Origin of the sequence: Bradyrhizobium sp. C9, from assembly GCF_002532045.1 — a bacterium.
Classification (GTDB): domain Bacteria; phylum Pseudomonadota; class Alphaproteobacteria; order Rhizobiales; family Xanthobacteraceae; genus Bradyrhizobium.
This window is the reverse complement of the sequence record NZ_NWTG01000007.1, coordinates 1-24,885: the sequence shown is the minus strand read 5'-3', so window position 1 is coordinate 24,885 and position 24,885 is coordinate 1. Positions and strand designations below refer to the sequence as shown.

The 24,885-nt window shown below is 61.5% G+C and carries 31 protein-coding genes; 12 read left to right on the top strand and 19 right to left on the bottom strand.

From position 1 onward, the window contains the following. Positions 1-16: 16 nt before the first annotated feature. Positions 17-271, top strand: coding sequence for a hypothetical protein (locus CO675_RS16885; protein ID WP_097673041.1), 255 nt, complete (start codon positions 17-19; stop codon positions 269-271). 220 nt (positions 272-491) lie between these two features. Here the strand turns inward: CO675_RS16885 and CO675_RS40980 are convergent, their stop codons facing one another. From CO675_RS40980 to phbB, 5 genes are all read right to left on the bottom strand, one after another. Further along, a complete protein-coding gene (locus CO675_RS40980; RefSeq protein WP_198964632.1) occupies positions 492-659 on the bottom strand; it encodes a hypothetical protein in 168 nt (55 codons plus the stop codon). An 87-nt stretch (positions 660-746) separates the two neighbouring features. Next, entirely contained in the window at positions 747-2,561 is a 1,815-nt protein-coding gene (locus CO675_RS16880) for a PHA/PHB synthase family protein (protein ID WP_245452794.1), read from the bottom strand. Positions 2,562-2,645: 84 nt separating this feature from the next. After that, the gene (locus tag CO675_RS16875; protein ID WP_097673039.1) at positions 2,646-3,026 is read right to left on the bottom strand and encodes a hypothetical protein; all 381 of its coding nucleotides are present in this window, start codon (positions 3,024-3,026) and stop codon (positions 2,646-2,648) included. Continuing rightward, complete coding sequence (locus CO675_RS16870) at positions 3,023-3,502, bottom strand: CBS domain-containing protein (RefSeq protein ID WP_245452793.1); 480 nt, start codon at positions 3,500-3,502, stop codon at positions 3,023-3,025. The genes CO675_RS16875 and CO675_RS16870 overlap by 4 nt, the downstream gene beginning before the upstream one ends. Before the next feature lie 15 nt (positions 3,503-3,517). Continuing rightward, positions 3,518-4,243 (bottom strand): acetoacetyl-CoA reductase, encoded by a 726-nt coding sequence (gene phbB / locus CO675_RS16865; protein ID WP_097673038.1) that lies wholly within the window; start codon positions 4,241-4,243, stop codon positions 3,518-3,520. Positions 4,244-4,405: 162 nt separating this feature from the next. Between phbB and CO675_RS16860 the strand changes: the two genes are divergently transcribed. From CO675_RS16860 to CO675_RS16840, 6 genes are all read left to right on the top strand, one after another. Next, positions 4,406-5,242, top strand: a complete 837-nt coding sequence (locus CO675_RS16860; protein ID WP_097673037.1) for a universal stress protein — start codon at positions 4,406-4,408, stop codon at positions 5,240-5,242. Positions 5,243-5,256: 14 nt separating this feature from the next. Then, the gene (locus tag CO675_RS16855) at positions 5,257-5,613 is read left to right on the top strand and encodes a c-type cytochrome (protein WP_502693387.1); all 357 of its coding nucleotides are present in this window, start codon (positions 5,257-5,259) and stop codon (positions 5,611-5,613) included. Between the two features lie 63 nt (positions 5,614-5,676). Further along, a complete protein-coding gene (locus CO675_RS16850; RefSeq protein WP_097673036.1) occupies positions 5,677-6,399 on the top strand; it encodes a CBS domain-containing protein in 723 nt (240 codons plus the stop codon). 18 nt (positions 6,400-6,417) lie between these two features. After that, positions 6,418-6,582, top strand: coding sequence for a hypothetical protein (locus CO675_RS40575; protein ID WP_158231259.1), 165 nt, complete (start codon positions 6,418-6,420; stop codon positions 6,580-6,582). A gap of 180 nt (positions 6,583-6,762) precedes the next feature. Next, on the top strand, positions 6,763-7,440 hold the full coding sequence (locus CO675_RS16845) for a helix-turn-helix domain-containing protein (RefSeq protein WP_198964631.1): 678 nt from the start codon (positions 6,763-6,765) through the stop codon (positions 7,438-7,440). A gap of 410 nt (positions 7,441-7,850) precedes the next feature. Then, the gene (locus CO675_RS16840) at positions 7,851-8,588 is read left to right on the top strand and encodes a CBS domain-containing protein (protein ID WP_097673035.1); all 738 of its coding nucleotides are present in this window, start codon (positions 7,851-7,853) and stop codon (positions 8,586-8,588) included. A 65-nt stretch (positions 8,589-8,653) separates the two neighbouring features. On the opposite strand, the gene CO675_RS16835 is transcribed toward CO675_RS16840, so the two are convergent. Together CO675_RS16835 and CO675_RS40975 are read right to left on the bottom strand one after the other, a co-directional pair. Further along, entirely contained in the window at positions 8,654-8,866 is a 213-nt protein-coding gene (locus tag CO675_RS16835) for a DUF6894 family protein (protein ID WP_097673034.1), read from the bottom strand. Between the two features lie 268 nt (positions 8,867-9,134). Beyond that, positions 9,135-9,299: a hypothetical protein gene (locus CO675_RS40975; protein ID WP_198964630.1), complete on the bottom strand. Its 165-nt coding sequence runs from the start codon at positions 9,297-9,299 to the stop codon at positions 9,135-9,137. A gap of 233 nt (positions 9,300-9,532) precedes the next feature. On the opposite strand from CO675_RS40975, the gene mgtA reads away from it, so the two are divergent. Then, positions 9,533-12,139: a magnesium-translocating P-type ATPase gene (mgtA, locus tag CO675_RS16830; RefSeq protein WP_097673033.1), complete on the top strand. Its 2,607-nt coding sequence runs from the start codon at positions 9,533-9,535 to the stop codon at positions 12,137-12,139. A gap of 651 nt (positions 12,140-12,790) precedes the next feature. Here mgtA and CO675_RS16820 read toward each other — a convergent pair. From CO675_RS16820 to CO675_RS16810, 3 genes are all read right to left on the bottom strand, one after another. Continuing rightward, the gene (locus CO675_RS16820; protein WP_097673031.1) at positions 12,791-13,003 is read right to left on the bottom strand and encodes a YgaP family membrane protein; all 213 of its coding nucleotides are present in this window, start codon (positions 13,001-13,003) and stop codon (positions 12,791-12,793) included. 122 nt (positions 13,004-13,125) lie between these two features. Further along, positions 13,126-13,947, bottom strand: a complete 822-nt coding sequence (locus tag CO675_RS16815) for a universal stress protein (RefSeq protein ID WP_097673030.1) — start codon at positions 13,945-13,947, stop codon at positions 13,126-13,128. A gap of 484 nt (positions 13,948-14,431) precedes the next feature. Continuing rightward, complete coding sequence (locus CO675_RS16810) at positions 14,432-14,803, bottom strand: carboxymuconolactone decarboxylase family protein (protein ID WP_097673029.1); 372 nt, start codon at positions 14,801-14,803, stop codon at positions 14,432-14,434. A gap of 292 nt (positions 14,804-15,095) precedes the next feature. On the opposite strand from CO675_RS16810, the gene CO675_RS16805 reads away from it, so the two are divergent. The 3 genes from CO675_RS16805 to CO675_RS16800 all read left to right on the top strand — a co-directional run bounded on the left by CO675_RS16805 (position 15,096) and on the right by CO675_RS16800 (position 17,078). Continuing rightward, positions 15,096-15,830: a CBS domain-containing protein gene (locus tag CO675_RS16805; RefSeq protein ID WP_097673028.1), complete on the top strand. Its 735-nt coding sequence runs from the start codon at positions 15,096-15,098 to the stop codon at positions 15,828-15,830. Positions 15,831-15,985: 155 nt separating this feature from the next. Beyond that, positions 15,986-16,129 carry a hypothetical protein gene (locus tag CO675_RS40970; RefSeq protein WP_198964629.1) on the top strand — a complete coding sequence of 48 codons (144 nt, stop codon included), beginning with the start codon at positions 15,986-15,988 and terminating at the stop codon, positions 16,127-16,129. A 229-nt stretch (positions 16,130-16,358) separates the two neighbouring features. Continuing rightward, positions 16,359-17,078, top strand: coding sequence for a CBS domain-containing protein (locus CO675_RS16800; protein WP_097673320.1), 720 nt, complete (start codon positions 16,359-16,361; stop codon positions 17,076-17,078). Between the two features lie 36 nt (positions 17,079-17,114). Here CO675_RS16800 and CO675_RS16795 read toward each other — a convergent pair whose 3' ends face one another. The 3 genes from CO675_RS16795 to CO675_RS16780 all read right to left on the bottom strand — a co-directional run bounded on the left by CO675_RS16795 (position 17,115) and on the right by CO675_RS16780 (position 20,362). Continuing rightward, on the bottom strand, positions 17,115-18,503 hold the full coding sequence (locus tag CO675_RS16795) for an MBL fold metallo-hydrolase (protein ID WP_097673027.1): 1,389 nt from the start codon (positions 18,501-18,503) through the stop codon (positions 17,115-17,117). Beyond that, the gene (locus tag CO675_RS16790; RefSeq protein WP_097673026.1) at positions 18,500-19,519 is read right to left on the bottom strand and encodes an LOG family protein; all 1,020 of its coding nucleotides are present in this window, start codon (positions 19,517-19,519) and stop codon (positions 18,500-18,502) included. The genes CO675_RS16795 and CO675_RS16790 overlap by 4 nt, the downstream gene beginning before the upstream one ends. A gap of 381 nt (positions 19,520-19,900) precedes the next feature. Further along, a complete protein-coding gene (locus CO675_RS16780) occupies positions 19,901-20,362 on the bottom strand; it encodes a CBS domain-containing protein (protein ID WP_097673024.1) in 462 nt (153 codons plus the stop codon). A gap of 345 nt (positions 20,363-20,707) precedes the next feature. On the opposite strand from CO675_RS16780, the gene CO675_RS16775 reads away from it, so the two are divergent. Then, positions 20,708-21,334, top strand: coding sequence for a LysE family translocator (locus CO675_RS16775; RefSeq protein WP_097673023.1), 627 nt, complete (start codon positions 20,708-20,710; stop codon positions 21,332-21,334). 34 nt (positions 21,335-21,368) lie between these two features. Here the strand turns inward: CO675_RS16775 and CO675_RS16770 are convergent, their stop codons facing one another. The 6 genes from CO675_RS16770 to CO675_RS16745 all read right to left on the bottom strand — a co-directional run. After that, on the bottom strand, positions 21,369-21,833 hold the full coding sequence (locus CO675_RS16770) for a baeRF12 domain-containing protein (protein ID WP_097673022.1): 465 nt from the start codon (positions 21,831-21,833) through the stop codon (positions 21,369-21,371). Positions 21,834-21,908: 75 nt separating this feature from the next. After that, entirely contained in the window at positions 21,909-22,607 is a 699-nt protein-coding gene (locus CO675_RS16765; protein WP_245452792.1) for a S1C family serine protease, read from the bottom strand. A gap of 78 nt (positions 22,608-22,685) precedes the next feature. Then, on the bottom strand, positions 22,686-23,252 hold the full coding sequence (locus CO675_RS16760) for a hypothetical protein (protein ID WP_245452791.1): 567 nt from the start codon (positions 23,250-23,252) through the stop codon (positions 22,686-22,688). A 114-nt stretch (positions 23,253-23,366) separates the two neighbouring features. Beyond that, positions 23,367-23,789, bottom strand: a complete 423-nt coding sequence (locus tag CO675_RS16755) for a c-type cytochrome (RefSeq protein WP_245452790.1) — start codon at positions 23,787-23,789, stop codon at positions 23,367-23,369. Positions 23,790-24,049: 260 nt separating this feature from the next. Continuing rightward, a complete protein-coding gene (locus CO675_RS16750; protein WP_097673018.1) occupies positions 24,050-24,628 on the bottom strand; it encodes an adenylate kinase in 579 nt (192 codons plus the stop codon). A 59-nt stretch (positions 24,629-24,687) separates the two neighbouring features. Next, positions 24,688-24,885, bottom strand: a 198-nt coding sequence (locus CO675_RS16745; RefSeq protein WP_143279026.1) for a hypothetical protein, incomplete at its 5' end; no start/stop codon positions are given.

The following is a 24,885-nucleotide window of genomic DNA, read 5'->3' as shown; positions in this document are numbered from 1 at the left end:
TGACAGGAGGAGTTCCATGAAACGGCGATTAACCTTCGTCTTTTTCGGTAGTGCGATCCTCGCGGTCGTGCTCGCTCTACTCTGCAATTGGTACTTTCCGGATGTGGTACCGCTTGCCTCGACGGAGCCGGTACCCACAAGCTGGCGGCTTGACGCCGCCTTTGCCGTCTCCACCGTCAGATGGACCGCGGCATTTGTTGCTGCCGCATCTGCAATAGCCCTGATGTTCATGAACATCACCAAGGGCTCTTCCGGGTTCGAAGGACGATAGACGGTTCCATTCCGGACGCGTCGACGAAATACGCCATCTGCTTTCCGAGGGCCGGCCTGAACAGCCGGCCCTCGGCGCGCTCAGTCGTTTCGAGCCCTGCTGCATCGCCGATGCCAGCGCCTACGTGAAGTGCAAAAGCAATATTTTGGGCGAATGGCGCCGATACCGGCGAACCATAACGGACGCCCCAATCCCACGGCCATCGACCGAGTTCGAGCTGTCACGTTTGCCGCCACAGGCTCCAGAGACTGCCGGCCAACAGGAGCCCGATCACGAGCAGGATGGCCACGAACATTTGCATGACGTCAAAGTTCAGAGAATCGCGCGCGACGAACAGCGCGGTGATGGATCCCGCAAGTATGAAGAAAACGCGGAGGATCAGACTCATGGCTTCCTCGCTGCAACCTGGTGCGACCCTTTCATCGTAACGGCTCGCGGCGGAGGGGATTTGCGACAGATCAAGCCGGTGCGACGTTCAATGCTGGAGGACGTACTGTCCCGGCGCATCACCAAGCGACGATACACCCTCGGGCGCGTGAAGCACCGATTGCGCCGGCACCCACGCACCCGAATGCGCCGTGAGGAAACGAACCCACTCCAGCCACCAGGATCCGTCGCGATGGGCCGCCTTCCGCAGCCACTCGTCGGGGCCGACATAGGGTTGATCCGCCTTCTTCTCCAACAGCTGATAGCTGTGCCCCTCCTCCGACGGCGGAGCAACGATGCCGGCGTTGTGACCGCCGCTCGCCAGCACGAAGGCGATATCAGCATCGGCCAACAGGTGAATCTTGTGAACCGACCGCCAGGGCGCGACGTGATCGCGGACAGTGCCGACCGCAAACATGGGGACACGAAGATCGGAAAGCGCCACCGGCTGTCCGTCCACCAAATAGCGGCCCTCGGCAAGGTCGTTGTTGAGAAACAGCTTGCGCAGATAGTCCGAATGCATCCGGTAGGGCATGCGGGTCGCGTCCGCGTTCCATGACATCAGGTCACTCGGCGCGGCGCGCTCGCCCATGAGATAGTCGCGGACCAGGCGCGACCAGATCAAGTCGTTCGACCGCAGCAGCTGGAACGCACCGGCCATCTGCGCCGTCTCGAGCACGCCGCGCTGCCGCATCATATCCTCGAGGAACGCGACCTGGCTTTCATTGATGAAGAGCGTCAGTTCGCCGGCGTCGGTGAAATCGACCTGGGCTGCCAAGAGCGTTACCGAGCGCAGGCAGCCGGGCCGCTCCTTCTGCAGCCGAGCTGCTGCGATTGCGAGTAGCGTTCCACCGAGGCAGTAGCCAGCCGCATGGATCGGACGTTCGGGAACAAGCTGATTGATCACGTCGATCGCGGCGTCGATCCCAAGCTCGCGATAGTGATCGAGACCAAGTTCGCGATCGGCCGGCTCTGGATTTCGCCACGAGATCATGAACACGGTGAAGCCGCGCTCGACCAGGAACCGTACGAGCGAATTCTGCGGCGAGAGATCGAGGATGTAATACTTCATGATCCAGGCCGGCACGATCAGCACCGGCTCGGGGCAAACGTCGGCGGTTGCCGGCGCGTATTGGATGAGCTCGATCAGCTCATTCCGGTAGACAACCTTGCCCTTGGTCGCGGCAACGTCCTTGCCGACCACAAATTGGTCCGGTCCGGACGGCTTGGCGCTCAACAGGGCCCTGCAGTCTTCCAACCAGTTATGCCAGCCCGACACGAAGTTGCCGCCACCCGAGTCCATGGCCTCGCGCAGGACCTCGGGGTTGCTGAACGGAAAGTTGGACGGCGCAACAACATCGAGGCATTGCCGGACGGCGAAATCCACGACCGCCGCATTTGCTTTTGAGACGCCGCGCAGGCCGCTGGTCGCCGAATGCCACCATTGCTCACTCAGCAGGAATGCCTGCGCCATGACGTTGAAGGCCGGCAATGTCCAGTCCTGGCCGGCAAATCGGTTGTCACCCGGTTGAGGCTTGACCATGAACCAGGGCTGCCAGGCCGCATGCGGCGTCGACACCATGCGCGCGAAGCGCGCGCCGTCAGCTAGCGCATTCAGCGCCAGTTGAAGCCGTTTTCCGGGTGAGGCCGCAAGGTGGAGTTGCCAATCGGCGAAAGCGAGTGCGAGGCCGGCCGGTGAGAGCCCCCCGGTCCATCGCGCCATCGCCGCATGAACGAGTTGGTCAAGCGATTGGGCCCCCGTCAATGCCTCGACTTCGGGCCGTACTAAGGCGGGCGTTCCGGCACCCGTCACATCGTCATTGGCAGGAGTTGTCGGCTGGTCGAGAACTGCTTGGACTGTCATCGCTCGTCTCCTTGCTCGAGCCGGATGGGCTCGGACGCAACTATCTTTCGGTCTGGCAGCCGCTGAGACGCGGGCCTTTGCCGCTCAGCCGAGGCGGAATTGCTTCCGACCCAGTGCCACGATCTCGGCATCGGTGGGATGATCGCTCGGCTCGACATGCAAATTGAGGTCGGGCCGCTCCGTCTTGAGATACTGCGTCAGCTCGGACTTCTCGATACCCGGACCGATGACGAGCAAATCGCTGCAACCACTTACGGCCTCGCTCACCCTGGCAAGAAATGTCGCATCGGCCTGGACGCGACCATCGCCGATCGTATTCGCCTTGTGATGCAGATGCTGCGACGCCAGGTGCGCGTGGACGGCCGTCGCGCTGACGCCCGTCAACCCAATGCCGAAAACCTTCGCGACAAGGTGATCGATCCAAACGACGGCGTGTGCATGTGATTGCAGGGTCATCTCGCTCATGAAGTAACTCCGGTGCTTGCCTTCTCTGCTTCTCTCAATCGGCGCGCCAATGCCGCAAGCAGTTCCCTGCGGCTGACGATACCGACGACCGTTCCGGCGCCGAGCACCGGAATCTGGGCGACGTTGTAGATATCCATCTGCGTGACGACGTCCTCGATCGAGGCCTCGACATCGACGGTGATCGGCGAGCCACTCATGAGCGAGCCGACCTGCAGGGTGCGCATGCGCTCGCGTTCAGGCGTATTCTCCGCAATGCCAAGCAGGGACTCCAGCCAGTTTCCTGACGGCGGGCTGATACCAAGCTCGTCGCGGTGGAGGAAATCGCCCTCCGACACCATGCCGACGAGGTCACCGGCGTCGTCGATCACCGGCAGGCCGCGCTGATCGGTTTCAAGCAGCAGCTCGACGGCACTGAGCACTGTGGTGGTCGGCTTTATCGACGCGAATGAACTGCGCATCACATCGGTTGCGAGCATTGTCATCTCTCCCATTCAGCACATGTGTTGACCGCCATTGATCGACAGCGTCGACCCGGTGATGAACCCTGCTTCATCGGCGGCAAGAAACGCAACGGCACGGGCAATTTCTTCCGGATGTCCCAGCCGCCCGACCGGGATCTGCGGCAGAATGGCGTTCTGCATGACATCGGCCGGCACCGCGGCCAGCATCTCGGTATTGATGTAACCCGGGCAGATTGCATTGACCGTGATCCCGAACCGCGCGCTTTCGAGCGCGAGCGCGCGGGTGAAGCCAAGCTCGGCGGCCTTGGCCGCGGCATAGTTCGTCTGGCCGATCTGGCCCTTCTGACCATTGATCGACGAGATGTTGATGATCCGCCCGAACTTGCGCGCCCGCATGCCCTCGATGAGAGGCCGGCACATGTTGAACAGCGAATCGAGATCTGTTCGAATCACCGCGTCCCATTGCGGCTTGGTCATTCGGTGCAGTGTGGCGTCGCGCACGATACCGGCGTTGTTGACCAGGATGTCGATTGGGCCCAGCGCCGCCTCCACCTGGCCAACACCGGCTGCGCAGGCCTGGAAGTTCGCGACATCCCACTGGAATACGGGAATTCCGGTCTGATCCTGAAACGACCGTGCGGCGCCCGCATTTCCGGCATAGCAGGCAGCAACCCGGCATCCGCCAGCGGCGAGGGCGCGCGAAATCGCAGCGCCAATTCCCCTGCTCCCCCCGGTAACCAATGCGACGCGCGCCATGCCGACTCCTCCAAGCTGCGCTCAACATTTGCGCGAGTTTGCAGGCTCGATGATTGATCTCGCTCAATCAAAATCCGCGAACGCGCATGAGGCAGATCAAATTGGCCAGCCTCGACCCGTGCTCTGATGGCACATGCTTTTCCACCCCTTTGGAGAACGGCCATGTTCAAGAACATCCTCGTCCACATTCCGACGGAGCTGTCGCCACGTCCCGCAGTCGACGGATCGGTCTCGCTCGCGCTCGGCACGGGCGCGCATCTCGACGCAATGGCGATCGGCTACGAGACTGCCAGCGTACCGCTCGTCGTCGAAGGGAGCGTGGCGGTGGCCTCGCTGTTCGAGGCTGAACATGCACAGGCCCTGGAACGCGCCGAGGCTGCGCTCCGCGTCTTCGATATCGAGGCGCGGAATGCAGGGATATCCTACGCGACCCGCGCCGTGGGGGCGCTCCCCATCGATGCGCGCGAGATGATCTGCGCCAGCGCGCGACTGCATGACCTGACCTTGGTGGTGCAGCCGCAGGGCGAGTACAACAGCTACGACAACGTGATTCCACGGGAGCTATTGTTCCAGGCCGGCGGTCCCGTCTTGTTCATGCCCTACACCTTCCATGGCGCATTCTCGGCGAAGCGAATCGGGATCTGCTGGGACGGCAGCCGGCTTGCTGCCCGCGCCCTCCACGACGCAATGCCGCTGCTGCGCGCAGCTGACGCTCTCGTCATCATCACCATCGATGGGACCGATCCGATCCCCTCAGAAGCCTCCACCGATCATCTGGTGCGCTATCTTGCAAGGGAGGGTCTTCCGGCCAAGATCACGTCGTTGCCTGCGTCAAAGTCGGAAGTTCAGTCGATCCTGCTGTCGATCGCGGCGGATGAGAGCCTCGACCTTCTGGTGATGGGCGGATACGGCCACTCCCGCCTGCAGGAAACCCTGCTCGGCGGCGTGACGCGCGACATGCTGCGTGCGATGACCGTCCCCGTCCTGATGTCTCACTAAGCGCGAGCCGTCTCGTGAAACATCCTGCCAGGACATTTCAGCGTCACGCCGCTCGCGGCCTCGTCATCATCGGCACGATCTGTGCCGCGCTGACTCCGGCCGCTGCCGACGAGGCGCAAGGCAGACGCCTTGCGCAGTTTTACTGCGCCCGCTGCCATTCGATCGACCGGGTCAGCCCGAGCCCGCTGAAGATAGCACCACCGTTCCGGACATTGCACGAACGCTATCCAGTCGAGATGCTGCAGGAAGCACTGGCGGAAGGGATCGTCACCGGCCATCCGACCATGCCGCAGTTCAGCTTCGAGCCGGACCAGGTGGGCGACTTCATGCTGTTCTTGAAATCTCTGGAGCGCGGCCCGGCAGGCCGTTGAGCCAAGTCAACGTGCGGGGCACGCGAAACTTTATTGTTCGTTTCTCAACACGGAGGTCCAAACATGCGCGCGCATCAGATCATGACCAAGCACATCATCGCCGTCAGCCCGCACACGAAGATCCTGGATGCGGCCAACATCATGCTGCGATGCCATCTCAGCGGTCTGCCGGTGATGGACGAAGACGGCACGCTCAGGGGCATGGTGTCCGAGGGAGATTTCCTGGAACGCAGCGAGATCGGCACAGGACACAAGCGCTCAGCATGGCTGGAGCTGTTCACCGGCGTCGGTCGTGCCGCGACCGATTTCGTCCATGAGCGCGGCCGCAAGGTCGAAGACGTCATGACGGCGAACCCGATCACCGTCGAGGAGCAGACGCCGCTCGAGGAGATCGTGCATCTGATGCACAAGCATGGCGTGAAGCGGGTACCGGTCGTAAATGGCAAGACCATGGTCGGAATCGTCACCCGGGCGGACATCCTGCAGGCCGTCGCATCGCTGGCGCGCGAAGTTCCCGATCCGACCGCCGATGACGGCCATATCCGTGAACGCATCCTGCGCGAAATCAACGCCACCGGCTGGCGTCCCGCCGGCTTCCAGGTCTGGGTGCGCAACGGCATCGTGCATCTGCACGGCCTGATCTTCGATGACCGCGCGCGTCAGGCCGCGATCGTGCTCGCCGAGAACACCTCGGGCGTCAAGGAAGTCCATGATCACCTCTGCTTCGTCGACGGATATTCCGGGTATTACGTGGAGTCGCCGGAAGACATCAAGGCGGCCGGCTGATCAATCGAGGAGCCCAACATGGCAATGAGCACACTGCTTGTCGTGACGGCCGTCTGTCTCATCTTCTCGCTCTTTGCGCTCGTGCTCGCCGTGACCGATCGCAGCACGACGCGCTGGCTTCGGGAAGAGGACGGGAATCGAGCCAGCACGCGCGCTGCCTATCCCGACAAGAACGGCCGCTAGCCTCTTCTCTCGAGCGACGCGCCGCGCCGCGCGACCGGTGTCTCGACGCGCGGCTACTTTGTCCAGCACCTACGTATAAACACGTAAGTGGCTTCTACTTAGGGGAAATATCCAAATTTCCCGATCCAGGAGATGCGATCAATCTGCCTCCATCGATCTTTCCATCCATGGAGCGTCGCCATGCAGACCCAGAACGCCATTTCTCTCGAGAGCAGCCGTCATCCGACCAGCATCCTCAGCCGACAGGCGCGCGTTGAGGGGCCCTTCGGCATGATTGGGACGCCGATGCGGTTCGCACGCAACAGCGAGATTTACGGCGAGGATGAGGCCGCGGAATACCTCTACCAGGTCGTTTCCGGCGCCGTCCGAACCTACAAGATTCTGGAAGACGGACGTCGCCAGATCGGCGCATTTTATCTGCCCGGCGATATCTTCGGCTTCGAGGCCGGCGAGACCCATATCTCTTCGGCTGAGGCCATCTCCGAGGCCCGGGTCATCGTCGTCAAGCGCGCCGCGCTCATGGTCCGTGCCAGCCACGAAAAGGATCTGGCACGCCAGCTGTGGGATGCTACGGCCCAGGAGCTGCGCCGTTTCCAGGAGCATCTGATGCTCCTGATCTGCAGCGCCGAAGATCGTGTCGTCGGCTTCCTTCACGACATGGCGCGCCGCGCCGTCAAGAATGCCGCCATCGAGCTTCCGATGTCGCGCCAGGATATCGCCGACTATCTCGGCCTGACGATCGAAACGGTGTCACGCACCTTTACCCAGCTCGAGCAGAACGGCGTGATCTCGCTTCCGACCTCGCGCCGGGTGGAACTGCGCAACCGCGCGATGTCGAACCGGATCATGGCGGCGTGAGCGAAGGGCGCGCCAAGGTCCGATGACCGGCCGCCTGGCGATCACCCATGGGCAGAACAGGCTGCCGCGCTACACAACTATCCCACGGCTCCGCATTCGGCGAGGCTGATTACCGGACATGGTTCAGGTCGGTTCCGGCGACCGGCCTCGATCTACCTGCATGTACCGTCTTGCAGGTCGATGTACCGGGGTCACGCCGTTCAGGTGGCCGGTCGAACATTCAAAAAGCATGGATCTTTACCAGCTGTCGGCGGCTTGCCCAACTCGGCTGCCTGCCCAATGCCGGGCATATCAGCGCAATTGCACGATTGTCCGGTTGATAAGGATCAACGCACGTTGCTCTTTCCAGGAGTTAGCTGAGGTTTGTCAGCTCATGTCGGAGGATCTACGCCGTGCTCGTACGGGAGATCATGTCACGGAACGTCATCACAATCGATGCCGATGCATCGGTGATCGATGCCATCAAGACGATGCTGTCCCATCACATCAGCGGCCTTCCTGTCGTCGATCGGGATGGAGCGCTCGTCGGGATCCTGTCGGACGGAGATTTCATCCGCCGCGTCGAAGTTGGAACGGAGAAGCGTCGCGGCCGCTGGCTTGCGATGCTCGCGGGCACGAGCCAGGTCGCACTCGACTTCGCCCGTCAACACGGCCGCACGGTCAATCAGATCATGTCGCCCAACCCCATCACGATCGAGGAGGACACCCCGCTCGAACAGGTCGTTCAACTCATGGAGTCGCACGGCGTGACGCGGTTTCCGGTCATACGCGACAAGAAGCTGGTCGGGATGGTCACACGCACGGATTTCATGACTGCCATCGCGAACCTTCGCCTCGACCTATCCTCCCCCTCCGGCAACGACGATCAGATTTGCGCATCTGTCATTGCAGCACTGGCGCATGCGCCCTGGGGGCCCGCTGCACTGAACGTGAGTGTGCGCGACGGGGTCGTCAGCTTGCGCGGTAACATCCGGAACGACAATGCGCGCAAGGCCACGACCGTTGCGGTGGAGAACGTTGCGGGCGTGAAGCGGGTCGACGACCAGTTGGTGAAAATCGCCTACCCGCCGCCGGAGGAGGACTATGGCGGGGGCGACTTTGTCTCGTTGGAGGAAGAGCCTTCGACAGAAGACGATCGGCCCTTGTAGGCTGGCGAGAGGCCCCGATGATCGGGCCGATGGCGCTTGGGCGTCGTCAGGCGCCAGCTCGGTTTTCAGGCAGGATAGATCGCCTCCCGGTGAATTTCCTCGCCCGACTCGTCGATGACCACCACGTGACGATCGACGTCGCCAGAGGGATTCTCGCTGCGAATCCTGCTCGCCATTTGCTTGCTATGCGTGATCGCGGCGGCAGCGCTCGCGAATTCAAGTCCGATCCGATCACGGACCGGGACACCGTCCTTCGTGTCGAAGTAGTAGGTTCTCATCAATATCTAAAGGACTCCGACCAAAACACCCCGCCCAAAGAAGCTGCCCAGCTTACGCCTGCCGGCAGCTTCAGTGGGACTGGCTGTGCGCAGTTGGGGAATCTGCGCCACCCGAGCAAAGCGGATTACCGGCGTGTCGGACTTGATCTCCATCAACCCGGTTTGCGATTTTCTGTCGCACCTCGCAACGCAATCTGTCCCGATGCAAGCGGAAGCGGTCCGGCCCAATAGGCTGCCCGTTGCCCTGCCTATCATCGTGACACGGGCCTTACTCCGCGGCCTTTGATCTCGAGTTTTGCTTGCGCCACTCGGCCAGCTTGGCTTCTTCCTCAGCCAGCAGCTTATGAAGCATTTCGATCTTCCGCGCGTCAGTCTCAGTGGCCAGCAGTTCTTTGTAGTGGGCGATGTTGGCCTTGAAAACGAAATCAGCCATGGCTCATTCCCCGCATAGGAGCCAGGAAGCTATTTTGTCAAACCGACGCAGGCATAACAACATACGTTACTGTGTACACCGTGGAACTACGGTGTCCCCTATCAAATCAAACGTTAGCCAATGGATGCCCGGCAATGCGTGTCTTGGCCGGGCCGGCTTGAGCCACATCAATCCCGGACCCAACCGGCTGCACTAGGTTGCGTTGCCAAACCTTCCAGCACCGCGAGATCCTTATGCCGCTCAAGCCGTCTGCGTATGGCCCAGCCGTTGAAGCGTTCTGGCGGGAGCCAACCAATTCGCTCTTGCGCAGTCTCGACACCGAACGGTGCGGTCTGCGCCAACAGGAAGCCGAAAAGCGGCTCGCCCTGATCGGCCCGAACCTCGCAGAGCCGTCGCGCACGCGATCGATCCTGCAGAAGATCGTACATCGTCTGGTCAATCCGCTGATCGCCATCCTGATCGTGGCGGCAGCCGTGTCGGGGTTCAGCGGCGATCTCGCGAGCTTTGTGATCATTACGATAGTCGTGGGCCTGTCACTGACGCTGGACATCCTGCAGGAACATCGCGCTGAAGTCGCTGCCGATGCCTTGCGGCGCTCGGTTGCCATCGAGGCCGATGTCATTCGCGATGGGGCAATTGTGGCGCTCCCGATCAGCGAACTCGTCCCCGGAGACGTCGTGGAGTTGCGAACCGGCGACCTCGTGCCGGCCGACGGGGTCGCGCTTATGGCCCGCGATTTCCAGCTGAACGAGGCCCTCATGACGGGTGAACCGTTTCCGGCCGCGAAGACGACGGAGCCGTGCGCCACGAGTCTGCCCGCGGAAGCGAGCAATGCCCTGTTCGCCGGCACCAGCGTCGTCGGCGGTAGCGGGATGATGCTTGTCGTCGAGACCGGGCGTCGTACGCGCTTCGGCATGATCAGCGCCGAGCTGTTGGCCAACGATCCCCCAAGCGCCCTCGAGCAGGGCGTCCAGAAGCTTGGCCTGCTCATTCTCAAGCTGACGCTTTTCTTGACGCTGTTCGTGCTGCTCGCCCACCTCGTGGCGCATCGGCCGGCCATGGAATCATTCCTGTTTGCCGTCGCGCTGGCCGTCGGCCTGACACCCGAGCTCTTGCCGATGGTGATGACGGTGACGTTGGCGCGCGGGGCGCAGCGGATGGCGAAGCGGCAGGTGATCGTCAAGAGATTGTCCGCGATCCACGATCTCGGTGCGATGGATACGCTATGCGTCGACAAGACAGGTACGCTGACCGAAGCCAAGATCACGCTCGCGGCGCATCTGGACCCTGCGGGACGCCCCAGCGATCGGGTGCTCGAGCTGGCCCGATTGAACAGCGCGTTCCAGACCGGCATCCACAGCCCGCTGGATGAGGCGTTACTTGCCGCAGACAGCCCGCCGGGAAGCAGCGCCTGGACCCGGCTCGCCGAGATCCCGTTTGACTTCGAGCGGCGCTGCCTCTCGGTCCTTGCGGCGCGAGGCCGCGACCGATTTCTGATCGTCAAGGGCGCGCCGGAAGCGATCATGGCCCGCGCGGTCGCGGTCGAGGTCGATGGCTTGGCCCGACCGCTGGACGACAACCATCGCGCCCAGCTCGTTCGTCTGCAGGATGACCATGCCCGGCAAGGCTTTCGACTGCTCGCCGTCGCTATCCGGACCATGCCCCCGGATCAGGTCGATGTTGCGACCGAGGACGAAGCCGTCCTTACGGTAGTCGGCTTCTGCGCCTTCGCGGACCCTCCCAAGCGCGATGCGGCCACCTCGGTCCGGGAGCTGCGGGCACGAGGCGTCGGCATCAAGGTCCTCTCCGGAGACCACGCTGCGGTGGTCGCGCATGTCGCGGATGCCGTCGGCCTCCCCTCGGGTCGTATCCTGACCGGCACCGAGATCGCCGATTTGAGCGATCCGGCGCTCGCTGCGCAGATCGAGGATGTCGACCTGTTCGCCAGGATCGATCCCGAGCAGAAGAGGCGGATCATCCGGGCTCTGCGCCAGCGCGGTCACGTCGTCGGCTTCATGGGCGACGGCGTCAACGACGCTCCGGCGATTCACGCCGCCCATGTCGGAATTTCCGTCGCCGGCGCGACCGAAGTGGCACGCGCCGCCGCGGACATGATCCTGCTGGCGCCGGACCTGTCGGTGCTGGGCGCGGGCGTGATCGAGGGACGACGAACGTTCGCGAACATCCTGAAATATGTCCGCATGGGAACCAGCTCGAATTTCGGCAACATGCTATCGATGGCGCTGGCATCCATTGCGCTGCCGTTCCTGCCGCTGTTGCCGCTGCAGATCCTCCTCAACAACCTGCTTTACGATCTCTCCGAGATCGGTATTCCATTCGATGAAATCGACGAGGAGGATGCCGAGAGACCCCAATCATGGAATATGGCGGATATCCTGCGGTTCACGTTCGTCATGGGCTCGATTTCATCGCTGTTCGACGTCGCGACTTTCACCATTCTCCTGAAGATATTCCATGCCGATGCGGCTGCGTTCCAAACCGGCTGGTTCCTGGAATCGATCGCTACGCAGATCCTCGTGATCTTCCTGATCCGCTCGCGGCGGCCGCCGTGGCGCGCCAGCCGCCCGCATCGCATCCTGGCGTTGGGCTCGCTGGGCGCACTTGCTTCAGGCATCTTCCTGGCGCTGGGACCGTTCGGTTCCTTGTTCGGTTTCGCGTACCTGCCGCCTGTGCTCCTCGGCGCGATTGCTTTGATAACGATCAGCTACCTCGCCATGGCCGAGGCTGGAAAGCATCTTGCGCTCCCAGCCGCCGCCCAGCCAAACCGCGCTACGATGGCGCGACAGCATCCCGCCAGCGATGCCGCACTGAATGGATGACCCACGGACACCACCCATCGGCGGGAGCGCGGATCAGAGTTGATCCGCATCAAGGCCATTCTTCCCCCGAATGCGATCCTTGCACTGGTACGATAAATGGCTTCGACCACAAATGGATCGATCACGGCAACGGAGCGCACAGAGACTTGACGACACGAGCGATCGCGATGCTCGGGCCGCTACAGCCTCTACGCCGGCCCCAACATTCAATCATTTGGCCCGACGCCACCAGCGTCGAAACGGCCCGACCGTCTCATGGTACGGCCGTCTGCTGATCGTCGGAGCACTGCTGGTCGCCGCCGGCTGGCAGATCTTCCAGCTGCTTCTGACTATCATCACGCTCGACTGAAGGTCGGTTGAACGGATTTCGGGCTCAGTGGGACATCGGGGGCGCGTCCGGCACCAACTCGGCTGAACCATACGCGTCGCAGTTAGACTTTCGGAAGTACACCGAGCCCTCTCCCGGAACGCTCACACAATGATGCTTCCTGGCAAATTGTGCGGCCTTGGCGGCAGCGACCTCGTTGATCCCAAATAGCCGCTCATAATCACGATCGGAAATTCTCAAGACAGCGCCCGCGCCGAGACGATTGAGTCGGGACCGCAACTCGGCAAGAGTGAGGTTTTCATTCATTATTGGTTATCAGATCTCTAGACCGAGCTCGACTTCTGCCGAGTGTTGATTCCCAGCAACGTGTAGAGCGGGCAGTACGAGAAGAATGCTGTTGCAATCAGGACAAATCCGAGGGTCCCGGCGACCAGCCATCCTGCTCCGAGCGAGCCGTCCTTCAGGGTATATGCGATCAGAGCCAAGCCGATGATGATACGGGCGTACTGATCAATGAGTCCGACGTTGCGTGTCATGGCCCATGTGCCTCCTTTGATACAGCTTCATTTGAACGTATTCCGGCTCACGGCCCTTGATCGTGATCAAATCACGCAGTGCAGATCACCAACCAGCGCCAGCCTCGGAGGACGCAGCCGATCTAATGCGACATCAGCAAGCAGATTGGGGCGTGCCGCAGCAAGCCGCGCGTCATGCCGCCGAACATCCATTCTCCGAGCCGGCTATGTCCATAGCCTCCGGTGACGATGAGGTCTGCGCCTTCGTTCCTTGCCAACCTGACAAGGTACTCTGCGTCCGGCTCGGCCGTGTGGACGCGAACGTCGAACTGGCAATTGACGCTGTGCCGCTCGAGATAGCTTGCGACATCTCGCAAGCGGCGGGTGGCTGCGTCCTGCTCGTCAGACGTGCAGATTTCGGCAACGGTCACCCTCGAAGCCCGGGTCAGGAAGGGCAACGCGTCCCGAATCGCCAGGCGGGCCTCGCGGGTGTCCTTCCAGCCGACGACGATGCGGTCGGCCGACAAGCCGGTCACGCCTTCCGGCACCGACAGCGTGGGACGTCCCATCCGCAGGATGGCCTCGGCCGAGTCGAGGTAATGGAAATTGTCGGACTCGACTTTCCGGCGCTTGAAGACAACCAGATCTGCCACCCTGGCCTGCTCCGCCAGGAACGCAGTCGGTGATTCCAGCGCCCATCGCCATTCCACCTTATGGCGCTCCCGCCCGGCAATCTTCCTGAACCACTCGCCCTTCGCCGCGAGATCGGCCCGCATCCGCCTGATATCATCCTCGGTGGTCTGCTCGATGATCACCCCTTCGGCGACAAAGGGCGGGTCGATGGCGGACGCTGAAACGCCGATCATCGATGCATGAAACTTGTCCGCAATGCCTTCGGCGACGCGAACCTGTCCCTCGTCCTGCTGCTGAGGATCGACGTAAACCATGACATTGGCCAAATACATGTGCCTGCTCCACCAAGCTGAAATGATCGCCTACTATCGCGCACGGCGGCGCTGCCAACGTTGAGCCAGCTCAAGATTGCCTTGATCCCTGAACTCTTCGTCGGTCGCCGGCCTAATCTGGACCCCGCCCGACGCTGCGTGCCGAGCACGCGAGCGCCTCATATCCGGCCGCAATCTTCATGAAGTGGTCGCGAGTCGCCTGGTCCTGATGTCGTGCAGCCTGGCGCTTCGTTCGCTCGGCGCGGGACGCCCAATATGAAGCGTCGTCCTGAGGCTTTTCGGCACGCGGCTTCTTCTGCGCGACCTCAACGGTACTCTTCGCCGCCTGACGTGGCGGCTGCACTTCGGTTCCGTGTTGCTGCGACGACCGCTGCTTGGCATATCCAGGGCACGCCACACAAATCTCCCAGTTATCGAAGCACGACAGCTCCGGTCCCTTCCGGTAGTTTCGCCTACCGCCTCGCGGCGCGTGGCGTCGATCGGATCAATCCATCGCCGGCTCGGCAACCACCGCGCGCTCCTGAAACTGGTCGTAAGCCCCGAGCGCGTCAGCGGCGTACATCAGGGATGGTCCACCGCCCATGTAGATCGCCAATCCGAGCGTCTCCTCGAGCTCCTTGCGGCCGACCCCAAGTTTGACCAGGGCCTCGGCGTGGAAGCCGATGCAGCCGTCGCAGTGAGCGGCAACGCCGAGCGCGAGCGCGATCAATTCCTTTGTTCGTGCATCAAGCGCGCCATTTCTGGTTGCCGCCTGCGCCATGGCCGAGAATGCTCGCATGGTCTCCGGAATACCCTTGCGCAGCTGGCCCAGATTGCTGGAGATGTGCTTGCAGACGTCGGCATAGTCCTTTTGCATGCGACCCTCGGTCTTCGAGATTGGAACGGTCCAGGGGAAGGGCGGCTCCTACCGACGGGGATGCATCGGCGAACGCCGCCCTTCATCCAACACAGCCCGGCAACACGATCTGGCCTCTCTGAAGGACGTGCGTGTTCGGCCTGCAAGGACCCACACTTTATATCGCAACGATCACGCGTGACATTGCGCCAGATCAAACCGCGCGCAGTTTTCCGCTTGCGTCAGATCAACACATCCCAACCATCAGAAACTAATCTGAACATCACGTTCCAGAGCGATCGGAGATATTCGAATGTACGCGCACCAGATCATGGCCCGTAGGGTACTTTCGACAACGCCGGACAGCACCATCCTCGATGCGGCAAACATCATGCTTCAGCACCGTGTCAGCGGGCTTCCCGTGCTCGATCGCGACGGCACGCTCGTCGGCATTATCACCGAAGGGGATTTCCTTCATCGCAGCGAGATCGGCACCGAACGGAAGCGCAACTGGTTGACGACTTTCGTCCTCGGACCAGGACAATGGGCCGAGGACTACGTATTCGAGCATGGACGCAAGGTCTCAGAGATCATGACACGCGCGCCGGTCACCGTAGCCGAGGATGCGCCCCTGACAGCGGTCGTCGAACTGATGGAGAAGAACAACGTCAAGCGACTGCCGGTGGTTCGCAGCGGCAAGCTTGTCGGCATCATCACCCGCAGCAACTTGCTGCGAACGGTGGCGAGCCTTGCACGCGACGTACCCGCTCCGACGGAAAACGACGACCAGATCCGGCGGCACATTCTGGACGAGATCGAACGGAACGCCTGGTGCCCATTGGGACTGAGCGTCATCGTCCGGCACGGCATCGTCCACTTGAGCGGCGTGATCACCGAAAGCAGATTTCGCAAGGCTGCGATCGTCGCGGCCGAGAACGTTCCCGGGGTTCTCGAGGTGCACGACCACCTCTGCTGGGGCGATAGCTTCTCGGGCTTCTACCTGAAATCTCCTGAAGATCAGAAGCTCGAGGAGAAGCAGGCTCACTGAATGCGGCTCGTCGAGGAACGTCTCGTTTGCTTCAGGAACGCTGATGGTGGCGCGAAAAAATCTCAGAATTGCAAGCCGCCTTGTTGATCCGGAGCAACAACGCTCCGCTGCGATCGTGCTCAACTTCAGACCACCGCGCCTTCGGAGTTTCTGCTATGACCAGCGAAACCTTAAAAGCGATCTTGATGATCTTCCTGTTCGGATCGCTATCGATCGCCATCCAGCTGTCGGAACGCAGCGCGACGAAGCGACTGAGAGCATTGGCGCTGCAGGCACTACGCCGCGCTCACCCTCGATAGGGTGATATTATGTACGAATGCATCGAATACATTGCGGATCCCGACGTCGCCCATCGCCAGTAGACGACCACATTGGCCGAGGTCGCAATCGCGTTGTCGAAGCCGCCGTGGCTTGTATCGGAGCGCTGCTCTCGTTCCGTGGCGAACACCGTTGCGGCAAGTTGAGCCAAGTCAAAACGGGGAGCCTGAACGCCCCTATTTTGAACCGACAGGTTCATTGGAGGCATTCATGCGCGCCCATCAGATCATGACCAGGAATGTCGTCACCATTACGCCTCGGACCTCAATCGAGGATGCCGCCAACATCATGCTTCGAAACCACATCAGCGGCCTTCCGGTCGTCGACAACGGCAAGTTGATGGGGATCGTCTCGGAGAGCGACTTTATGCGCCGCGGTGAAATCGGAACCGGACGCAAGCGTTCGGCTCTTCTCCAGTTCCTGGTCGGACCCGGCCACGCGGCCGCGGACTTCGTCCACGAGCGCGGTCGCAAGATCGAGGACGTGATGGCACTGGATCCGGTCACGGTTGAAGAACAGACACCGCTCGAGGAGTTGGTGCATTTGATGGAGAAAAGGGGCGTCAAGCGCTTGCCCGTGATGCGCGGCAAGGACCTTGTCGGCATCGTGACCCGGTCAAACCTGCTCCAGGCCGTAGCCAGTCTGGCGCACGAGATCCCGGATCCGACCGTAGACGACGACCATATCCGCGATCGCATCCTCCGGCAGATCGACGCCGTGAGCTGGCGCCCCATCGGCTTCGAGGTGACCGTCCGCAACGGCGTTGTCCATCTGCATGGCATCGTCACCAGCGACCATGCGCGCGAAGCCACCATCGTGGCCGCGGAGAACACCACCGGCGTCAAGAAGGTGCACGATCACCTCTGCTTCGTGGATACCTATACCGGCTTCTACGTCGAGTCACCCGAGGACATGAAGGCGGCGAGCTGAAGCGACCGGATCGTCTGGCCCGCTTTCGCGGACTGCCTAGAGATCGAACACGTCACCCAGACGCGGCAGCTCGACCCGCTGGCCCGGCAAAAGCGTAGCGAGCGCCTGCATTGCGGGCTCCTCGCCGTGGACCAGGAACGTTGCCTCGCACCCCTCGACCGCGCTTCGCCATGCGAGCAGCTCCTGCTGGTCCGCATGAGCTGAAAATCCGTTGATCGTGTAGATCGTGCTGCGAACCGCAATGTCTTCGCCGAACAGGCGCACGGACTTGGCCCCATCGATGATCTGCCGCGCAATCGTTCCCGAGGCGGCGTATCCGACAAATACGACGGCCGATTCCTTGCGCCAGATATTGTGCCGGAGATGATGGCGAATTCTGCCGCCCGTGCACATGCCGGACCCGGCCATGATGACGGCACCGCCGGTTACCCTGTTGATGGCGACCGAATCGGCGCTCTCTCGGGCGAGATGCAGGTTTGCCGGTTGCAGCGGATCCCGCCCATCCCGAAACATGGAAGCGGCCTCGGAGCTGAGACATTCGGAATGCCGCTCGAATATCTCGGTTGCCGAGATCGCCATCGGCGAATCCAGGAAGATTTGCAGCGCCGGCGGCAGCCTGCTGCGCTCCCCCCCCTGGCGCAGCACATAGAGGATCTCCTGGGCGCGCTCGAGTGCGAAAGTCGGGATGATGACGTTACCGCCACGTGCCAGCGTGCTGCTGATCGCGCCGTAAAGTTCCTCGATGGAGTCTTTCAGCGACCGATGGCGCCTGTCTCCATACGTCGATTCCATGACGACAATGTCGGCGCGAGCGGGGGGACTGGGGCGTCGCAGCAGGGGGCGACCGGCATTGCCAAGGTCACCCGAGAACAGGACCGAACGCGTGCGGCCGTGCTCGGCAGCCTCGATCAGGATGCTCGCAGAGCCCAGGATATGGCCGGCATCGTAGAAGGTCGCGCGGAGTCCCTCTGCGAGTTGCAGCGGTTGTCCATATTCAGCCGTCCTTCCAAACCGGTCGAAGCAACCGAGCACATCGACGACGGTATAAAGCGGCGACGGCGTATCTTCCTCGCCCCGTCTGCGCCATTGGCGGACTCTCCGCTGCGCGTCTTCTTCCTGGAGATGCGCGGCGTCGACCAGCACGAGGCGAACCAGCTCGCGACTGGCCGCAGTCGTGATCACTTCACCCCTGAACCCTCGCTTCGCGAGCAATGGAATCCTGCCGCAGTGATCGAGGTGGGCATGGGTCAGGAGAACATAGTCGATGGTCGCGGGATCGAACCCGAAGGCAGCAATATTGTCTTCCACCAGGTCGCGGCCTCCCTGAAAAAGACCGCAGTCGATCAGAATGCGTCGGTTCAGGCATTCGACCAGGTGACAGGACCCGGTCACCGCTCGATCGGCGCCATGAAAGGATAACTTCACGATCCGACCTCTCGACTGATCGACTGGCCCCGTGAGGCGACTTCTCCAACCGGAAGAAGCGGCTGACCGGCCACCTCGTACCACCGCAGAATACCCTGCCAGGCTTCCTCGGCGGTCTCTGCAAACCAAAACAGGTTCCTGTCTTCCGGATCGATGACCCCCTCCTCGACAAGGAAGTCCGGATCGAACACGCGACGCCAATACGACTCGCCAACCAGCACGACCGGCACCGGCGCAATCTTTCGGGTTTGCGCCAACGACAACACTTCGAACAGCTCGTCCATCGTGCCAAAGCCACCCGGGAACGCCACCAGCGCCCGCGCGCGCATCAGGAGATGCAACTTACGCATCGCAAAATAGTGGAACCTGAAGCACAGCTCGGGTGTGACATACGGGTTAGGGTCCTGCTCCTTCGGAAGGGTGATGTTCAGTCCGATCGATTGGGCCCCGACGTCGTGCGCACCCCGGTTGGCTGCTTCCATGATGCCCGGGCCGCCGCCGGTCATGATCACGAGGCGGCCGCCGACGGCCTTTTCGCTTGCGGCACCGACGATCTGTCCAAACTCGCGTGCGATTCTGTAGTATTTGCTGTTCGCCGCAATACGTCGTGCCGTCTTGAGACGGCGCTGCAAGCCATCATCGTCGGGATTCAATGCCAGCGTATCAGCTATCGAGGCGACGGCCCGGCGCGCCGCCTGTGCTTCGCAAATGCGAGTGCTGCCAAAGACGACGATCGTATGAGCGATCTGATGCTCTCGGAGCAAGGTTTCGGCCTTGAGAAAATCTAGTTGAAGGCGAATGCCGCGGGTGGCTTCGCTCTGCAGGAATTTTTCGTCCTGATCCGCCTCTTGATAGCTTGACGATTGCAGGATGCTGCGCAGAGCGCCAGGCGTGCGAGTGTGCTCCTCGAGGCCCTCGAGCCGCTCGCATGGATGTACGACGGTCCTATCGACACGGTGTGCCGCCCTCGGGATCGAGCCGGGACGTGTTGATCGCGGACCATCCTCATCAGTCATGCGCCGACTTGCCGTCCATCTTGGAGAGGCTTGGCCTCACTATGCTTCAGGGCCTCACGAACCTCGTCGTCTTCCAACGCATCCAGAAGCCAGTGGCGGTCGCCTGGCTTTTCGCAACCAACGTCCGCCCCGTACTCCGCGGGCTGTTCGACGGCAGGCAACTTCACTCGGTCAATCATGGCAAAGCCTCATCAGCATTCGAGGGGCGCTGCCCAGTATCCGAGACGGCATCCACAGGCGTCTTGAGCAAGGTCAATTCAGCCATAGCTTTCTTAAATGGCAAGGCACGGCATTGAACCTGCTTCTCACTGTTCTTGCGCTCGACTGGAGGCGTGCTCGGATCAATCGGACGCTCCACAATTGCCCGCCGCGGCTTCCGCGTCAGTCGCCCTCGGACCGCGCAAGTATTCGCTCAAGAGCGACGATCAGCTGCACGCGGCCAACGATGCCAACGACCCGCGCATCCCGGAGAACCATGACTTGCGATATCTGGTGCTTGTCCATTTCGGCGACGATCTCGTCCACGGTCGCGCATTCGTCGACGCAAACGGGCTTGTGGCTCATCACGGCGTCGACGCTCAGGGCCCGAGTCCGCTCGCGGAGCTGCCGCCCCTCCTCTCTGCTCAGCAGCCATTCGAGCCAGAATCCCTCTGGCCAATGCACGCCGAGTTCGCGACGGTGAAGGAAGTCACCTTCGGAGATTACACCGACCAGCGCCCCCGAGCCTTCGAGTACAGGCAAGGCGCGCTGGCCAGTTTCCAACAGCGTACGGACAGCATCAAGCAATGGCGCGCCCGGTTTGATCGTCGCGAAAGAAGTGCGCATGACATCTAAAGCCAACATGGCAAACTCCCGGAGCTTCGTGTACGCGATGATCTGTCAGCATCGGTCAAGAAACGGCGGGCCAGACTGACCTGGATCAACAAAGCCGTTCAGTTTTTCCAGCCGTTGGTTTTTCACCGCAGTCGGCGAGCGGTCAGCTCATATGGCAATCGCCGTCGAGGGTGAGGTGGCCATGTCGGAAGCTACTCGCAGAAGCGCGGCTGTTGCAGCCCCTACCGGCAACGCGCCGCATGCATGCCAAATCGCAATCGGGAGAGCGGCGGCATACCAGGGATACTTGACCCAGATCAAGCCATTAGACCGATATCTAGGGTAACCGCGCATTGGGAGCGAACGGATCGAGCCATGAGCGAAAACACTTTATTTGCTTTCGCACTCACGGTCACGATCATCGAACTGACACCGGGACCTAACATGGGCTATCTCGCGGTGCTTGCCGCGTCGGCTGGTCGCAGGGCCGGTCTTGCCGCAACAGCCGGTGTCGCCCTCGGCCTGTTAGGGGTCGGAATCGCATCGTCACTCGGCCTTGCAGCTATCGTGGCTGCCTCCACCCCGCTTTACGAAGCCCTTCGTTGGGGTGGCGCGCTCTACCTGCTTTGGCTTGCCTGGCAAGGATGGCGCGATGCGCCGCAAGAGATCACCAAGCCAATCGAAGCGGCGGAGAATACCGAATTCTTCCTCAGGGGCTTGATCACCAATCTACTCAATCCCAAGGCCGGTGTTTTCTATCTATCGATTTTTCCGACTTTCATCGATGAGGCACGTCCACTGCTGTCGCAAACCGCGATTCTGCTGACGGTATACGTCACGATAGCGACTGTAATTCACACGGCTGTCGTGATTTCAGCGAACGCCATCCGGCCAAGCATCGAAAAGCGGGCAAACACAATGCTCATCAGGCGGATAATGTCAGTGTTGCTGGCCGCTGTCGCAATCTGGCTGTTCTATACGACGAGACGGACTTACTCTTGAACCCGCTCTTGAAACACTGTCGGCCGCGCAGGGCCTATCGTGCAGACGACGCAAGCGCTTCCACAATATGTTCTTCAATTTCCCGGACGGCGTGCTTGGTCAGATCCTTGGGAATCTCCGCAATGATACAGCGTCTGACATCGGGAGCGAGTGTCGCTCGAAGCTGCGCCAGAGTACGCGGTGGAGCGACGATGACAAGCACAGTCGCTCTTCCACTCCGGACCATGGTCTCCGCAGCCCGCGCAACCCGCCTTGTGAACCGATACTCCTCGAGCTCGTGCCAGTCCGTCGGTTCGACCTCTCCTCGTTGACCGGAAACGATCCCCTTGACGAAGTGTCCCGCGCGGCCCGTGCCTTGCAGATGCGTCGCCGGGTTCTGATCTTCGAAGACAACCTCCGCCTTCAAGGCGGGAATCCGATCGTCGCCTTCGTTGCGGAGCATCAACGCCTTGCGCCCGTCTCCGACAAGCACGAGCGCGTTCTTTGGAATTCCCGTCAACTGGAACTCCTCCGCTTCAACGGGTCCTGTCTAGGATCGGATCAAACGGCTTCGATCCACGAGCGCATTGAACATCTAGTTCATCCTGACGAAGAGGCGATCGATGGCATCCGAGGGAATCGCAAAGGCGCGCTCGGATTCGGTCTCGCCGGTGGTGGCGGCAACAATGCCGATCACTTCGCCCTGCAGATTGAACAGCGGCCCGCCTGCACTGCCGCGATCCAGCAACGCGTCGGTCTGAATGAGATCCTGGCAGGGAGTACCAGGCAACGAACGATGCAGAGCGCTGACGATGCCGAAACTAATGCTTTGAGTGAGCCCCGAGGAGCCGCCGATCGCAAGGACGAAATCCCCGGGTTCGGCGTCGATCGATCGACCGATGCGGGCTGCGGTCAGGCCGGAGGCCGAAATCCTCAGCATCGCGAGGTCGTATCGCTCGTCGGCCACCACGAACCTGGCGTCGAGCTGGCGCCCATCCGGCAATCGGACCGCAAGTGTCGTTGCGCCGCTGACCAGATGATTGCTCGTCACGATCAATCCGGACTCCGCCTTGATGACGACGCCCGCACCATACACATCCTTCATGATGCGAGGCCGAAGCTCGGGACCAGATTCCATTGACCGGGGGGCTGCCGAAGTCTCGGTGCCGACCTTTATGCCGACGACACTTTGGATGACCTTCCCGACCAGAGGCGCAAGTGTTTCCACATCCCGGATTTCCCCTGCTTGCGCCGGTCCAGGCCAGAGCAGGAGCAGCCCCGCGATGATGGCCATGGATGACGACAGGCAGTCGGACCACTTCCGCGTCAGCCTGCGGCAGGGTCTTCTCGGGTTCATCTCGCGCCCGCCCGCCTATTCGGCTGCGGCGATCGGCAGCACGCCAGGCCGCTCCGCCGCGATGATAGCCTTCCACAATGCAGCGATACTGCTCTGGGTGGTTGGCAGAATCGAGCAATGCCCTGCAGCATCAAAATCACAGAACCGCGCGGCAGGATCATCACACATCTCGGCGAAGGCCTGATTGATCAGGCCGAGGCATTCGAGCAGCTTGGTGACGTTCCCCAAACCGGCACGACGCTGAAGATCGAGGAGACGGAACGTCACGACCGGCGGCTCGCCGAAGGAGATCTCGGGATGGGCGAGCCCGAAGAACACCTCGACAGCAGATGGCGCCTGCCTAATTCGATTGAGAAGGTTCGCTGCCTGCGCTTCCGTGCAAGCAACGAGGCGAGGCGACGACGCTCCGGGTGCCGGCCTTGGACCGAGAGCCGCCGATATCTGCTGCTCAAGCCAGAGGCGAACGGGAGCTGGGGCGTTCTGAATTTGCTGGGCGTCGAGCACTATGCCGGTCATCGTTGATCCTCCGTTTTCCATATCACCATTAGCGACTTTGCTCGCAGCGGCCTTGACGAGGATCAATGATGGGACCGGTCGCCTTCATGCACACAGGCTGCGCTCATTCATAGCGGCAGATCACGTCGCCGCGGCCGAGCGCGACAGCGGCATGGCCGCCCCGAACGCCATCGAGGGCCGTTACTTCTGCTGGATGCGGTTCAGGTAATCGATAATGGCGAGGATGCGTGTTCGCACGACGACTTCCCGCAAGTCCCGCGACGGATCGAGCGCGTCGTAGGTCGGATCAATCGTGTGAGGCACGCTCTTGACGGGATTGAATCGTTCCCCCCAGATCGGCATTTCATGAGTACCGTGCGCGGAAATTGTTCTCCGCCCATCTACGGCTTCATAAACAGCGGTTATAGGAAAGACCCCGTTGTTGTTCTTGGCCAAGGCCGTCAAATCGGCGGGCGGCACCTTCAGCTGCCCAGCAACAGGTCCTTTGCCCTTTCCATCTACGCCATGACAGCTTGCGCACGAAGCTTGAAACTCCGCCTTACCAACATCGGCATCTTCAGCGTGGGCGGCCGCGGTGAAACCGGCGGTCAGACTGGCAATCATGAAAGACTTCAGGCCACGGTTAATCATATCATGCCCCCGTTTTTCGGATAAGCCCATTTAGCAGTGTTGGTTTGCCCTCGGTATGACGCGAGTCGATGCATCGCGCCCTCCCAGTCTAGCGGCGCGGTGCCGCTCGGGCCAGACTAAACAAACATAGACTCGCTACCTCTATCCCAACGCTCACGCGGCAAGGTGGCTTCGACATCGTGAAGGCGTCGGGCTCGAGCTCGGACCTCGGCTAACGACCAACTCCCGCCCTCTCAAGCATCGAGCGCTTCCAAGAGCGAGCTTGCTACCTTGTCAATCGATTGCAGACCATTGATGCTCTTCAGAAGTCCTTGCTCACGGTAATAGTCAGCGAGCGGTCTGGTTTGCCCGCGATACTCGGCCAGGCGCACTCTCAGCGCAGCTTCGGTATCGTCCGCGCGTGCGAAACCGTTGGATCTTGCCTCGTTCGCACGGTTGAGGATGCGGCTCAGCAGAGCGGCTTCGTCGACGTCCAATTCCAGCACGCGGTCGATTCGAAAATCGGCCGCCCGCAAGATATCGTCGAGTGCTGCCGCCTGAGCAATGGTCCGGGGAAAGCCGTCCAGGATAAACCCGGATTTCGCATCAGGCTGCGATATGCGCTCGGCCACGATGGCCACGACAAGATCATCGGGAACGAGTTCGCCGCGCTCCATTGTCGCCTTTACCCTTGTCCCGATTGGCGTTCCTTCGGATACGGCCGCTCGCAACATATCGCCCGTCGACAGTTGAGGAATGTCCAGGCGCTTGGCAAGACGGGCCGCCTGAGTCCCTTTCCCGGATCCAGGGGCACCCAACAGAACTAATCTCACAGCATTGTCTCCATAGGTTCAAACATTGGACGTGCCGCTGGTGCGATACGGTCGATTTCTTACGCCGGCGCGCCCTTCTTGTTCTGTCGGTTCTGCACGAGGTCGTCGACCACGGCGGGATCGGCCAGGGTCGAGGTGTCGCCGAGGCTGGACGGCTCGTCCTCGGCGATCTTGCGCAGGATGCGGCGCATGATCTTGCCGGAGCGCGTCTTCGGCAGGCCGGGCGCGAACTGGATCAGGTCCGGCGAGGCGATCGG